Genomic DNA, 13,750 nt, shown 5'->3' with positions numbered 1-13,750 from the left:
CAAAACAGTCCGCTGTTGAGTTCTCAAAGAACACACCCACACCATCACCCGACCCCACCAAAGGGACCCGCAGCTCCGGGGAGCATTTCCTCTTCTTTCTTGTGTTGGTAACACTAGCAGGTGCTCGTTTCGGCGTTTTCAGGGGGGTCACCCCCGCGCTGATGGCTCCGAAGATCGAGCTCGTGCTTGAGTTATCAACGTGCCTCGTAGCCTTGACGTCTACTTGGCGACCGCTTTACGTTACCCGGTGCGCTTCGCGGTGTCAAACCGCGCGTGCCCTGGTTGGTGCGCGCTCCGCGGAGTTCGTTTCCGATCTCCGGGTCGCTCCCCAGGCCGTCCTCGCCAGGCTCTTGCGTCCTGTTCCATCCGGCCTTCCATGCGGCAAAGGAAAAGTTACGCACACCGTACGTGAAAGTCAAATCGCCGGGTCAGATCTTGACGTCGTTCATTCGGGGGACCTTCGGTCACTTCTGGTTGGGCCGCAGCCAGAGCTTCACGGTGCTCGCCGAACCCGCCGCGTCGATCGCTTCCAGCAGGTCAGAGGCGGCGACCGCGTGGGTTCGGCCGACTGGGACCAAGTGGTAACCCCACGTTCCGAACTCCCTCAGTGCCGCGGCCGGATCGTCACCCAGCTGCCGGATCGCATCCGGTGTGAAAGAGCACACGATCGAAGGACGGTCGCGGCGCAGGAGCCGGACCAGGCCACCGAGCACCCGGTGCACACGCCCGCCCACGTCCACGTGCACGACCGAGAGCTTCAGGCTTTGCAGCGCGTCGTGGTTCTCCAACTCGCGGTCGAGCCGGACTCCGCGCACGGACGGCGCTTTCTCGCCATCCGCAGGGCTGACCGAGAGCCCACCTGCGAGCGACGATTCGGCTGCTAGCTGGCAGGACCCATCCCACGCCGCGCCTTCCACCACCACGAGCCGACGTCGCCATGCAGCGGGCACGTTGACTTCCACGTTGTGCTTGAGCAGTGCGCCGCTTCGCGGGCACGGTTCGACCGCGACGACCGCGCCGCTGTTGCCCAGCCTGCTCAGGACGCGCACGGTCTGGTAGCCCACGTAGGCACCGACATCCATGAAGACGCCTTCAGGTTCTAGCAAGGAGTCGATCAGCGTCGACACGTCGACGTCCCAGCTGGGGTGCGACGACAGCCACGGCAGCATGAAGCTGTCGTCCGCCGGCAGTCGCAACAGTCCGGCGTCGCAGAGCACAGGCGTCGTCGTGCCGTCCCCACCACCGGTGATGCGCTCGTGCTCCCTCAGCAGGATGCGTTGCAGGACGTCGGTGCGCTGCAAGGCGTTCGCGGCATCGAGGGACGCTGCGCGCAGGCCCGCCTCGACACCCCGATCGCTTCCGTGGCTTTGCTCCAGGGAGTCCATGCGGTCGAGGATTCGCTCGACAGCTCCGGTCAGGCTGTCCAGGCGTTCCGCCAGGGCGTCCACCCGTTGATCGCCGACCGCGCCGTCTTCGAGCTTCAGGAGCCTGCGGTGCTGCTCGGCCAGGTCCGCCCGGGCTCGGACCATGCCGTCGTCAGTGCCCAGCAGCTGCGCACCGAGCTGGTCGTGGCGGCGGATCAGCTGGACGAGTTCCGTCCGCATCGCCTCCAGGTCGCCTTCGCCATCCGCCTCGTACTGGCGGCGGAGCAGTTCGGAGGCGGTCTGCTCGACGCCGTCGACCAGAAAGCGCATCACGTCGCGGATGTGCTCGTCGTAGTGGCTCAGCGCTTTGAGGACTGCCCTGCGCAGCGCCGGGGCCATCGAATTCCGGCTGCTCGCCCCCACCTCCGGCGCCCGGTGCAACGCGTGGCGCGCCACCAACAGCGGGCGCAGTGGGTCGTCGAACTGGCCGTGGCTGTCCCGCGACCACTTCGTGCGCCAGTTCCGGTAGGCCTGCTCGACGCGCTCGCGCAGGCGCGCGCCCGCCCGCGCGACGGTGTGCACCGCAAGCAGGTTCTCCCTCGCTGCTGCGCCGAAAGCCGCAGTGCCTTCCGGGTCGTCGGCAGCGGCCCGCAGGAGTTCTGCGGCCGAGTCGATATCCGGTTCTCCAGGCCCCGTGCAAGGCACGAGGCGTGCCGCTTCGTGGCCGAAGAACTCGGCGACCGCGCCGTGCTCCCCGGCGATCACCGGCACTCCGTGCGCCGCCACTGCGAGCAGCCGCAGGACGTGGCCATCACCGGCTTCGCCGCGGTGCAGCGATACGAAGCTGTCCGATGCACACAGCAACAGGTTGATGTCGACGTCCTCTTCGACCAGCAGGATGCGGTGATCCGTCGCGGTCGCCAAGCGCAGGCGCTCGGCGGCCTCCGGGTGCTCAACCGCACCGACGACGCCGACGAGCAGGCGCACCTCGTCGCGTTCCGGGAATGCCGCCAGGAACGCGCTGACCACGCCGAGCACGTTATCCCCGCGCTCGGCCGCGTGGTCCACGAACGTCCCGAACACGATCTCGTCGGACAGCCCGAACCTGGCCCGTGCGCCCTTCCTGGTCGGCAAATCGACCCGGTTGCGCTCCGGCACGGGCAGTGCGACGACCCGCGTCTTCATGCCATTCCGGCGGGCCGTAGCGCGGCCACTCTCCGACAACACCCAGGTCTCCGCCACGTCGGCGTTGTCGGGGGCGCTGGTGTGGATGTCGATCACGTACCTGCCTGCGGGCACCGGCAGGCCGGGTTCGCAGCGCAGGACGACCGGGTAGTACGCGGTGTCGGCCGAGGGCAGCCCGGACGCACCCACTGCGGTGCGCATCAGCTCCGCGAGTTGCCCGTCACCGAGCACCGCGACACCGAGCTGATCGACAAGGGCCGCCCGGTTGTCGATCCTGCGGTGCACCGCCTCGGCCGGCACTCGGCCGCTGGCCACGCCGACGCCTACGCACCACTCGTGGAAGGCCTCAGCATTGCTGCCGAACGGTTCCGGGTAGTCGCGCTGAAGGATCGGGTCGTCCGCCCACACGGCCGCGGTCCAGCGGGAGCCGCCGGCCGCGCGCTGCCTGTCGTCGGCCGGGGCGCACGACCACTCCCGGAACTCCGCCAGCGGGCCGTCCGGTTCGAACGGGCTCGGCGGTGGCTCTCCGTCCGCGAGCCAGGCGTCGAGGTACTCGCGTCGCAGCGTCGCGGGCAGCACGACGCCGTCGGGCAGGACGTCGAACGGGTGCGGCTGTTCGCGGGTGTATCCGGCTCCGACCAGCGCGTTCCGGTAGGCCGCGCACAGCCCGGCGAGCGCCGGGTTCTCGGAGAGCAGTATCCGCGGCCGGTCGGCGTAGTCCGTGGACAGCAGCCAGGGCCGCTGCGGCTGGAAGCCCTCGAAGTGGACGCTGCGCAGCGCGGCGCCGTCCACTGTGTGCCGACCGTCGCCCGCCACCACCAACTCGCGCTGGGCAACGTTCCACACCGACAGGCCCACACCGGGATCGCGGATCACCTGGTGATCGACCAGCGCGGGCGCCCCGTCCAGCACCGGTGTCGCCGCGCCGGGGTCGGCGCGCAGCTGCTCCACCCACGTGGCGAGGAGCTGCTCGGCGCCCGGGCGGACGGCGAACGCACTGCCGTCGAAGGTGCCCGATTCGGCGAGGTCGGAGGGGCTCGGGCGCAGGCCGTCCACGGCCAGCGGGCGCAGGACCCGCGGCACCAGGGCGACCGGGCGCTCGTGGGTCAAGCTCGCGACGAGGTCGTCGAAGCGGCCGAAGATCTGCACAGCCGGTTCGAAGTACAACACCGTCGACCCGGACTTCAGCAGGTGCTGCAGGAACCTCGGGCGCAGCACGTTGCGCAACTGCTCCGCGGTGCAACCCATCGCCAGCCGGGCGTACTCCTGCTCGTCGAGCCCGATGTCGGCGAAGGTCAGGCCGTCCGGCTCCGAGCGGGCCGCGCCGGGCAGGTCGACCACCAACAGCGCGAACTGCGCGTTCGGGTGGTGGCGGCGGAACGTTTCGCGTAAGACCCGGGCGGCCGGGAGCTGGTCGCGGCACGCGAGCGTGCAGCCGAGCAGGGTGCGGGCACCGAGGTCTTCCGGAGTTTCCGCCGGCCACGCCGGCTCGCCGAACGACTTGGCCGATTGCTCCAGCACACCGGACTGCAGGGCGGATTCCGCGGCGGCCTCGCCGTCGGAACTTTCAGCTGCCACGGGTTCGGGCTGCGCCTGCGAATCAGTCACGGGCGAAACCTATCGCTGCACCCGCCACAGCAACACGCCCAACCCCATGAGCGCGCGGACCGGGACCGGCTGGCTTCGGCCCCGACCCCAATCGAGGCGGACCGGCCGGGTGTTTTCGCACGTCAACGGGCGTGAGCACGTTGACGTGCTGCAGCGCCCCAACGTGCTCACGGGTCCTGACCAGGCCGAACTCCCGGGCTCAGAGCATCGGCATGAGGGTGCGGAGCTCGTACGGGGTGACGTGGCTTCGGTAGGCGTTCCACTCCTCGCGCTTGTTGCGCAGGAAGAAGTCGAACACGTGCTCGCCGAGGGTTTCCGCGACCAGCTCGGAGGACTCCATCTCGGACAGCGCTTCGTTGAGGTTCTGCGGCAGGTTGGCGTAGCCGGCCGCCTTCCGCTCCCGCTCCGTCAGACCCCACACGTCGTCCTCGGTGGCCGCCGGCAGCTCGTAGCCCTTCTGCACACCGCGCAGCCCGGCCGCGAGGATCACCGCGTACGCCAGGTAGGGGTTGCAGGCCGAGTCGAGGTTTCGGACCTCGACGCGGCGGGACGAGGCCTTGCCCGGCGAATACATCGGCACCCGGACCAGCGCGGACCGGTTGGCATGGCCCCAGCAGACCGCGGTCGGGGCCTCGCCGCCGACGACCAGCCGCTTGTAGGAGTTCACCCACTGGTTCGTCACGGCGCTGATCTCGCGGGCGTGGTGCAAGATCCCGGCCACGAACGCCCGGCCGATGTCGGACAGCTCGAACGGGTTCTCCGGGTGGTAGAAGGCGTTCTGGTCGCCCTCGAACAGGCTGAAGTGGGTATGCATGCCCGAGCCGGGCTGCGCGCTGAACGGCTTCGGCATGAACGAGGCGCGCACGCCCTGCGTTATCGCGACCTCTTTGACCACGTACCGGAACGTCATCACGTTGTCGGCCATGGTCAGCGCGTCGGCGTAGCGCAGGTCGATCTCCTGCTGGCCGGGCGCGCCCTCGTGGTGGCTGAACTCCACCGAAATCCCCATGGCCTCCAGAGTCTCGATGGCGTTGCGGCGGAAGTGCGGCGCCGCGTCGTGGCTGGCCTGGTCGAAGTAGCCACCGGAGTCGGCGGGCACCGGTTCGCTGCCGTCGTCCGGCAGATTCTTCAGCAGGAAGAACTCGATCTCGGGGTGCACGTAGCAGGTGAAGCCGGACTCGGTGGCGCGGGCCAGGGTGCGGCGCAGCACGTGCCGCGGGTCGGCCCAGCAGGGCGAGCCGTCGGGCATGTGGATGTCGCAAAGCATCCGCGCCGAGTAGTGCTCGCCGTCGGGGGTCTCCCAGGGCAGCACCTGGAAGGTGGCGGGGTCCGGCTTGGCGACCATGTCCGATTCGTAGACCCGGGCGAATCCCTCGATGGCCGAGCCGTCGAACCCGATGCCTTCGGCGAAGGCGCCTTCGAGTTCGGCGGGCGAGATCGCCACCGACTTGAGCATTCCGAGGACGTCGGTGAACCACAGCCGCACGAAGCGGATGTCACGTTCCTCCAAGGTGCGGAGCACGAACTCCTGCTGGCGGTTCATGCACGCAGCCTAAGAGTTCCACCGACCAATTGCGTAACTGGTCCAAGAACTCGGCACTACCCGGACCAGGACTCCCCACCGGCTGAACGCGCGAAGGGCACCGCCGGGCGATTGACGCAGCGGCGCGAAGCGCCTCCTCGGGGGTGTGACCGGGCGACGGGTGGGACGCTCGGAGGTGCCCGTCACTGGTGGTGTTCAGCTCGCGGTGCAGCGCTTGCCTTCGGGCGGGAGCGTCAGGCCGACCAGGTACTTCGTGGTCGCCTCGTCCACGCAGGAGACGCCCTGCAGGAAGACCGTGTGCTGGGTGCCCTCGAAGGTCAGCAGGCGGCCGTGCAGGGCCTTCGCGAGCCGCACCCCGGCCTGGTAGGGCGTTGCGGGGTCGCCGGTGGTGGAGATGACCAGGGTCGGCGGCAGCGCACCCACCTCCGGTTCGGTGGTCTCGCCGGTGGCCGGGACCGGCCAGAACGCGCACTTGTCCCGCGCGGCGCTCGGCGGGTGCCCGTTGTCCAGGAACGGCGCCGCCTCGCGGTAGCGGCGGTCCGCCTCGCGGACGATGTTCGGGTCCTCGACGCGCTGGTCGTCGACGCAGTGCACGGCGTCGAACGCGTCACTGGTGTTGCTGTACTGGCCGCCGCCGTCGCGGCTGTAGTATTTGTCGGCGAGGGCCAGCAGCGTGCGGCCACTGCCCTGCCGGAGCTCGGCCAGCCCGCTGTCCAAGTTCTCCCAGAGGCTGGGCGCGTACAGCGCCTGGATCGCTGCCATGGAGGCGTCCTTGTACGACAGTTCGCGGCCGCCGCCCGCCGGGACCGGATGGTCCACCAACGGGCGAGTGAGCTGTTGGAACGCGACGACCGCACGCGAAGGGTCGGTGCCCAGTGCGCACCGCTGGCGCTTGGCGCACCAGGCCGCGAAGTCGTTGAAGGCGCGCTGGAAACCGGCGCCCTGGGCGACCAGCTGGTCGACCGTGGACTGCCTGGGGTCGATCGCGCCGTCGAGCACCATCGTCCGCACGTTGGTGGGGAAGGTCTCCGCGTACTCCGAGCCGATCAGGGTGCCGTAGGAGTAGCCGACGTAGTTCAGCTTCTCGTCGCCGAGCGCCGACCGCAGCACGTCAATGTCCCTGGCGACCTCGCGGGTGCCGACGTTGGCCAGCATCTTGAGGCCGGTGCGCTCCGCGCACTTCGCCACGTAGTCGCGCTCTTCCTGCTCGGTCTGAGCGACCCCGGCGGGCGAGGTGTCCGCGTCGGAATCCAGCCGCTCGGCGTCGCGTTCCGGGCCGGTCAGGCAGTGCACGGCTGGTTCGGAGGCGCCGACTCCGCGCGGATCGAAGCCGACCAGGTCGAACCGCTGGCCCAGCTCGCTGTCCGAGACCGACGAGGCGAGACTCGCGGCCGTGCTCATGCCGGATGCGCCCGGGCCGCCCGGGTTCACCACGAGCGAACCGATCCGCTGTCCCGGTCCGGTTGCCGGTTTGCGGAGGAGCCCGAGGTTGATCGTCTGCCCCTGGGGGCCGGCGTAGTCCATCGGGACCTCCAGCCGCGCGCACTCCAGGCCCGCCTTCTGGTACGCATCGCGATCGCTGTCGGTCGTCGCGTACGGTCCGCACGGTCCCCAGGACAGCGCTTGCCCGTAGAACCGTTCCAGACCTGCTGGAACCGGCCCGACCGGGCCCTTTCGCTCGGTGTGCGGCTGCAGCGGCGCCGCCTCTCGCGTCGGCGCGCTGCACGCGGTCACGCCCAGCAGGGCCACCGTGAACAGCACGGTCAGTAGACGGGTCACTGACGAATCGTGACACGAGTGGAGAGGCGCGGCTCACGCCGGGCAGAGCGACGTACGCCTGTGGGGTGCGCGAAGATGGGTGCATGCCCCAGCTGCGCATCGCACTCGCACAGGTAAACGCATGCGTCGGCGACGTCGCCGGCAACAGTTCGATGATCCTGGACTGGACCCGCCGCGCCGTACAGGACGGCGCTCACCTCGTGGCCTTCCCGGAGATGGTGCTCTCCGGCTATCCGGTCGAGGACCTGGCGCTGCGCAAGTCGTTCGCCGCCGCGAACCTCGCCGAGCTGAAAGCGCTGGCGCGGCGATTGCGGGACAACGGCTGCGGCGACGCACTGGTCGTGGTGGGGCATCTCGGCCGCGACGACGAAGGCCCGCGCAACTCCGCGTCGCTGCTCTACGGCGGCGAGGTCGTCACGACCTACCACAAGCACCACCTGCCGAACTACGGCGTATTCGACGAGGCGCGCTACTTCGCGCCGGGCTTCGACTTGCCGATCGTGCGGTTGCACGGCTTGGACGTCGGGGTGGTCATCTGCGAGGACATCTGGCAGAACGGCGGCCCGGTGGCGGCGTTGGGCGAGGTCGGCGTCGACCTCGTGGTGTGCATCAACGGTTCGCCGTACGAGCGCGCCAAGGACGACATGCGCACGCCGCTGGTCATCCGGCGGGCCGCCGAGGCCGGTGCGCCGATGGCTTACGTGAACCTGGTCGGCGCGCAGGACGAGCTGGTCTTCGACGGCGACTCCATGGTCGCCACGCCGGACGGCGAGATCCTCGCGCGGGCGCCGCAGTTCACCGAGCACCTGGTGGTGCTGGACATGGACCTGACCGCGGGCGGGCACACCTCGACCACGGTGCCCGCCGAGCCGGGCCCGATGCGGCTGCCCGCGTTCGACGTGCAGCGGATCGTGCTGCAGCCGGAGCCGCTGCCGCGCTACGAGCCGGTATCCGGGCTGCCGCCGACGGAGCCGCTGGACGACGTCGCCGAGGTGTGGTCGGCGTTGGTCACCGGGCTTCGCGACTACGTGCATAAGAACGGCTTCCGGTCGGTGACCTTCGGTTTCTCCGGCGGCATCGACTCGGCGGTGTGTGCCGCGCTGGCCGCCGACGCGCTCGGCGCGGACGCGGTGCACGGCGTATCGATGCCGTCGAACTACTCGTCGGAGCACTCGCGGTCGGACGCCGCCGAGCTGGCGCGGCGGATCGGTTGCCACTTCGAGGTTTACCCGATCGCTGACATGGTCGACGTGTACGTGCGGCAACTGGAGCTGACCGGGTTGGCCGAGGAGAACGTGCAGGCCCGCGCCCGGGGCGTGCTGCTGATGGCGTTGTCGAACCAGCGCGGGCACCTGGTGCTGGCCACCGGGAACAAGACCGAGCTGGCAGTGGGATACTCGACGATCTACGGCGACGCGGTGGGCGCGTTCGCGCCGATCAAGGACGTGCCGAAGACGCTGGTGTGGAAGCTGGCGAAGTGGCGCAACGCCGATGCGGAGAAGCGCGGCGAGGTCCCGCCGATCCCGGAGAACTCGATCACCAAGGCGCCGTCGGCGGAGCTGCGGCCGGACCAGGTGGACCAGGATTCGCTGCCGGAGTACGACGTCCTGGACGTGGTGCTCGACGGCTACGTGGAGGGCGACCGCAGTTACGCGGACCTGATCGCGGACGGGTTCGACGCCGGGCTGGTCGAGCGGGTGCTGCAGATGGTGGACCGCGCCGAGTACAAACGCCGACAGTACCCGCCGGGCACCAAGATCACGTTCAAGGCGTTCGGCCGGGACCGGCGGCTGCCGCTGACCAACCGGTGGCGCGAGGTCGCCCCGTGAACAGCGGCGGGGGTTCACAGTTTCAATTGAAGCTGTGAACCCCTGGGTCCTGGCCTCAGTTTGAATTGAAACCGTAGTCGTGGTCTGGATACTCGCGCGCGACCACCGAAGGAGGTTCGGCCGTGTGGGCCGTGCACGGATTGTGTAGTGTGGACGGACGTCTGGTGCTGTGGGCGGAAGATTCCGAGCTCCCGACTCGAGTGGCCGGGCGTGCGCCGCGCGGTCCGGTGGCGCACCCCTTCGCCGTGCCGGGTGAAGCTCTTCGGGACGCCCTGCCGAGTGAGCAGCTGAAGGCCGATTCCGTACGCCTCCAGCTGCCCTCCTACGCCTCTGCTCCGGCCGCATCGCCCGAATTGGTGCGGGACCCGCTGACCGCAGGGCCTGCGCCACGCGGCAAGCTTCGGCTGCGCGAATGGCTGGTGCCTGCTGTGTCGTGCAGCCCCGGGGCCGTGATCGCCCTACTCGGTGAAGGCGTGCCCGGTTGTCGGTTGGGCGCGTCCGCGCATTTCTTGAGCAGGGTCGCCGGATTCGCCGAGCAGGTGGTCTCGCAGGGGCGGGTACTGCCCTCGCTGGTCTTCGAGGCGGACCGGCCGGCCGCGCGTTGGCGGCCGTCGTTGTCCGGCACCGATTCGGCTCGGTTCGTGGCCCTGCGCGAATCCATGCCGCCGGCCTTCCGCTGCGAGCGCGGCGACCCGCCCGCCGAGGTCCTGCGCGCGGCGCTGGACGCGCTGGTCGACGGCATCGCCCGCGCCCAGGTCGCAGACGTCGAGATGCCTGGCGGCCGGACCGCAGCCGCGGCGTGGCTGAACGCGCTGGCCCACGAGCCGCGGTTCGACGGCGATCCCGAGAAGGTGCGGAAGCTGGCCGGGCAGTTGGACGCCTGGCGCGCCAGCGGCGCAGGTGAGAGCCCCGTTCGCACTTGCTTCCGGCTACACGAACCGGAAGGCGACGACGCGGACTGGCGGCTGGAGTTCATGCTGCAGGCCGTGGACGACCCGAGCGTTCTGGTGTCCGCGAAGGAGGTGTGGCGGGAGGAGAGCCGGGTACTGCAGCGCTGGGTCGCGCAGCCGCAGGAATTGCTGCTCGCCGACCTCGGAAAGGCGGGCCGGGTCTTCCCGGCGCTCGATGCGGCGCTGCTCGTACCGCACCCCACGGAGTTGTTCCTGGACGCCGACGGCGCGTACGAATTCCTCACCCATGCGGCGCTGCTGGACCAGGCCGGGTTCGGGGTGCTGCTGCCGTCCTGGTGGGGTCGCACCCAGCAACTCGGGTTGAAGCTGACCGCCACCAGTTCCCGCACCGCGGGCACGGTGGCCAAGAAGTCCGGGATCGGCATGGACGCCGTGGTCGACTACCGCTGGGACCTCGCGCTCGGCAACGAGCGGCTGACCGAGTCCGAGCTGGCTGAGCTCGCCGCCGCGAAGGTTCCGCTGGTTCGCCTGCGCGGCAAGTGGGTCCAGGTCGACCGCAAGCGGCTGGCCGCAGGACTGGCCTACTTGGAGCGCTCCGGGACCGGGCAGATGACCGCCGGCGAAGTGCTGCTGCAGGCCGGGGTGCACCCCGATGACGGTGACAGGCCGCTGCCGGTGGTCGAGGTCAGCGGGCACGGGTGGCTCGGGGATCTGCTCTCCGGGCAGGCCGAGCAGTACCTGGAGCCGGTGGATCCGCCGGAGGGATTCACCGCGACGCTGCGCCCATACCAGCGCCGCGGCCTGGCCTGGCTGGCGTTCCTGGACCGGTTGGGGCTGGGCGCATGCCTCGCCGACGACATGGGTCTGGGCAAGACCGTGCAACTGCTGGCGTTGGAGGCGCTGGCCCGATCGCGCGGTTCGCGCGCCCCGACGCTGCTGATCTGCCCGATGTCGGTGGTCGGAAACTGGCAACGGGAGGCGGCCCGGTTCGCGCCGACGCTGAAGGTGCACGTCCACCACGGCGGCGGTCGGCTCACCGGCGAGGACCTCATGGAAGAGGTCGGCGGGCACGACCTGGTGATCACGACCTATCCGCTGGCCGCGCGGGATTCCGCCGTGCTGCGGGAGATCCGCTGGGACCGGGTGGTACTCGACGAGGCACAGAACATCAAGAACAGCGCCTCCCGCCAGGCGAAGGCGGTGCGCGGCCTGTCGGCCCGGCAGCGGATCGCGCTGACCGGCACGCCGGTGGAGAACCGGCTCGCCGAACTCTGGTCCATCATGGACTTCGCGAATCCCGGTGTGCTGGGCTCGCTGAGCACGTTCCGGGCGCGGTTCGCGGTGCCGGTGGAACGCGACGGCGACACCGACGCGGCGGCCCGATTGCGGCGCATCACCGGTCCTTTCGTGCTGCGCCGGGTGAAGACCGATCCGGCGATCATCAGCGATCTGCCGGACAAGATCGAGATGAAGCAGCTGTGCAACCTCACCGCCGAGCAAGCTTCTCTTTACCAGGCGGTGGTCGACGACATGCTGGCGCGCATCGACAACAGTGAAGGCATGGAGCGCCGCGGGCTGGTGCTGGCGACGATGTCCAAGCTGAAGCAGGTGTGCAACCACCCCGCGCAGCTCCTGGGCGACGGCTCCCCGCTGCCCGGCCGGTCCGGGAAGTTGCTGCGCCTGGAGGAAATCCTCGAATCGGTGTTGGCCGAGGGCGACAAGGCACTTTGCTTCACGCAATTCGCCGGGTTCGGCGGGATGCTGGTGCCGCACCTGTCGGCGCGGTTCGACACCGAGGTGCAGTTCTTGCACGGCGGCACGACGAAGAAGGCCCGCGACGAGATGGTCCGGCGGTTCCAGTCCGAAGACGGGGCGTCGATCTTCCTGCTGTCGCTGAAGGCCGGCGGCACCGGGCTGACGCTCACCGCCGCCAACCACGTCATCCACCTGGACCGGTGGTGGAACCCGGCGGTCGAGGACCAGGCCACCGACCGGGCGTTCCGCATCGGCCAGCGCCGGGACGTGCAGGTCCGCAAGCTGACCTGCATCGGCACCCTGGAGGAGAAGATCGATCGGATGATCGAGGACAAGAAGACGCTGGCGCAGCTGGTGGTCGGCTCCGGCGAGAACTGGCTGACCGAGCTGTCCACCCGGGAGCTGCGTGACCTGGTCTCCCTGGAAGCGGAGGCCATCGGTGAATGAGTGGCGCGGATTCCCGCCGTCCGCGAAGCCGATCCGGGTCGAGGGTGGCATCAAGGCGCGCAGCAAGCGCGGCGAGATAGCGCAGACCTGGTGGTCGCGGCGGTTCATCGAGGTGCTGGAGTCGTTCGGCATGGGCGGCCGGCTGCAGCGCGGCAAGCGCTACGCGCGAGCCGGGCAGGTGCTCAGCCTGACGCTGACGACCAGCCTGGCGATCGGCCTGGTGCAGGGTTCGCGGCCGGAGCCGTACCGGGCGCGGATCGCGATCAAGGCGTTCCCAGCGGCCGACTGGGAGCGCATCGAGCGGGCGCTGGCCGGGCAGGCACTGTACGCGGCGAAGCTGCTGGCCGGGGAGATGCCGACGGACATCGAGCGGGTCTTCGACGAGCTCGGGTTGCAACTGTTCCCGACGACGATGCGGGAACTGACGATGGATTGTTCCTGCCCGGACTGGGAAATCCCGTGCAAGCACCTGGCCGCGGCCTGCTACCTGCTGGCCGAATCGTTCGACGAGGACCCGTTCCAGATCCTCGCCTGGCGTGGCCGGGGACGCGAGGAGCTGCTGGACCGGTTGCGGGCGTTGCGCGGCAGCGTGTCGGCCCCAGCGGCTGCGGAACCCGACGATGCCGCGCCGTTGTCGGAATGCCTGGAAACCTTCTGGACCGCCCCGGAATCCCCGGCGGCGGCCACGCCCGCCCCAGAACCGACCGCGCCGGAACCGACCGCGCCGGACGCGCTACTCGACGAGCTCGACCCGCTGCCGGTGCAGATCCAGGGCGAATCCGCCGTCGAGTTCCTGCGCCCCGCCTACCGGGCGATGGCGCGAACGGACCGTTCACCGCAATAGGTGGCCGGACAGGGCGTTCGCATCAGCCCTGAAGCTGTTCCGGTATTGCGGGCCTCGGGGCGCGGCCCGGTTCCAAGTTTCCAGGAACTGGGACTGGCGGGACTCGTCGACCAGCTCTAATCGTGCTCCGATCGAGTCCATCTGGTGGTATGCGAACGCTCGGCCGTAGGGGCAGCCGGAGAAGTCCTCCGGCAGACCCCGGTCCGCTAGGCGCCGCGAGCCTTTTTCCAGCGAAGTCGTCCAGAAGCCGAGGTGGTCGAACCTGGCACCCGTCGTCGTGTCTTACGGGGGGCTGCCCGGCGCGCCTTCGATCAGCTCGATGAACGGCAGCCCGCCCTTGGTGAAGACGATCCGGTAGTCCCAGTCCGCGAGTCGGCTGGTCTGCAATTCGTTCCACTCGACGCCCGCGGCCCCCTCGAAGTCGAGCATCGCCTCCTCGATGTCGGGCACGACGAAGCAAACGTGGTAGAGGGCAGTCACCGGGG

7 protein-coding genes are annotated in these 13,750 nt (G+C 69.6%); 3 read left to right on the top strand and 4 right to left on the bottom strand.

Going from position 1 to position 13,750, the window contains the following annotated elements; translation table 11 throughout:
• Positions 1–464 precede the first annotated feature (464 nt).
• The 3 genes from ACWDKQ_RS23440 to ACWDKQ_RS23430 form a co-directional block, all read right to left on the bottom strand.
• Positions 465–4,157 (bottom strand): FkbM family methyltransferase, encoded by a 3,693-nt coding sequence (locus ACWDKQ_RS23440; protein ID WP_450140896.1) that lies wholly within the window; start codon positions 4,155–4,157, stop codon positions 465–467.
• Positions 4,158–4,356: 199 nt separating this feature from the next.
• Positions 4,357–5,700 (bottom strand): type I glutamate--ammonia ligase, encoded by a 1,344-nt coding sequence (gene glnA / locus ACWDKQ_RS23435; RefSeq protein ID WP_450140895.1) that lies wholly within the window; start codon positions 5,698–5,700, stop codon positions 4,357–4,359.
• 195 nt (positions 5,701–5,895) lie between these two features.
• Entirely contained in the window at positions 5,896–7,479 is a 1,584-nt protein-coding gene (locus ACWDKQ_RS23430; protein ID WP_450140894.1) for an alpha/beta hydrolase, read from the bottom strand.
• A gap of 83 nt (positions 7,480–7,562) precedes the next feature.
• On the opposite strand from ACWDKQ_RS23430, the gene ACWDKQ_RS23425 reads away from it, so the two are divergent.
• The 3 genes from ACWDKQ_RS23425 to ACWDKQ_RS23415 all read left to right on the top strand — a co-directional run bounded on the left by ACWDKQ_RS23425 (position 7,563) and on the right by ACWDKQ_RS23415 (position 13,265).
• Entirely contained in the window at positions 7,563–9,308 is a 1,746-nt protein-coding gene (locus ACWDKQ_RS23425; RefSeq protein WP_450140893.1) for an NAD+ synthase, read from the top strand.
• Positions 9,309–9,457: 149 nt separating this feature from the next.
• Positions 9,458–12,421: a DEAD/DEAH box helicase gene (locus ACWDKQ_RS23420; RefSeq protein WP_450140892.1), complete on the top strand. Its 2,964-nt coding sequence runs from the start codon at positions 9,458–9,460 to the stop codon at positions 12,419–12,421.
• Positions 12,414–13,265, top strand: a complete 852-nt coding sequence (locus ACWDKQ_RS23415; RefSeq protein WP_450140891.1) for an SWIM zinc finger family protein — start codon at positions 12,414–12,416, stop codon at positions 13,263–13,265. The genes ACWDKQ_RS23420 and ACWDKQ_RS23415 overlap by 8 nt, the downstream gene beginning before the upstream one ends.
• Positions 13,266–13,547: 282 nt before the next feature.
• Here ACWDKQ_RS23415 and ACWDKQ_RS23410 read toward each other — a convergent pair whose 3' ends face one another.
• Positions 13,548–13,745, bottom strand: coding sequence for a VOC family protein (locus ACWDKQ_RS23410; protein ID WP_450140890.1), 198 nt, complete (start codon positions 13,743–13,745; stop codon positions 13,548–13,550).
• Positions 13,746–13,750 lie beyond the last annotated feature (5 nt).

The sequence above is a fragment of the Saccharopolyspora sp. NPDC000995 genome (assembly GCF_053599315.1).
This window is presented reverse-complemented; position numbering and strand designations above follow the sequence as displayed.

Excerpts from the sequence above, each read along its gene's own strand:
- glnA (WP_450140895.1), bottom strand. The coding sequence starts at position 5,700 with ATGAACCGCCAGCAGGAGTTCGTGCTCCGCACCTTGGAGGAACGTGAC.
- ACWDKQ_RS23425 (WP_450140893.1), top strand. The coding sequence starts at position 7,563 with ATGCCCCAGCTGCGCATCGCACTCGCACAGGTAAACGCATGCGTCGGC.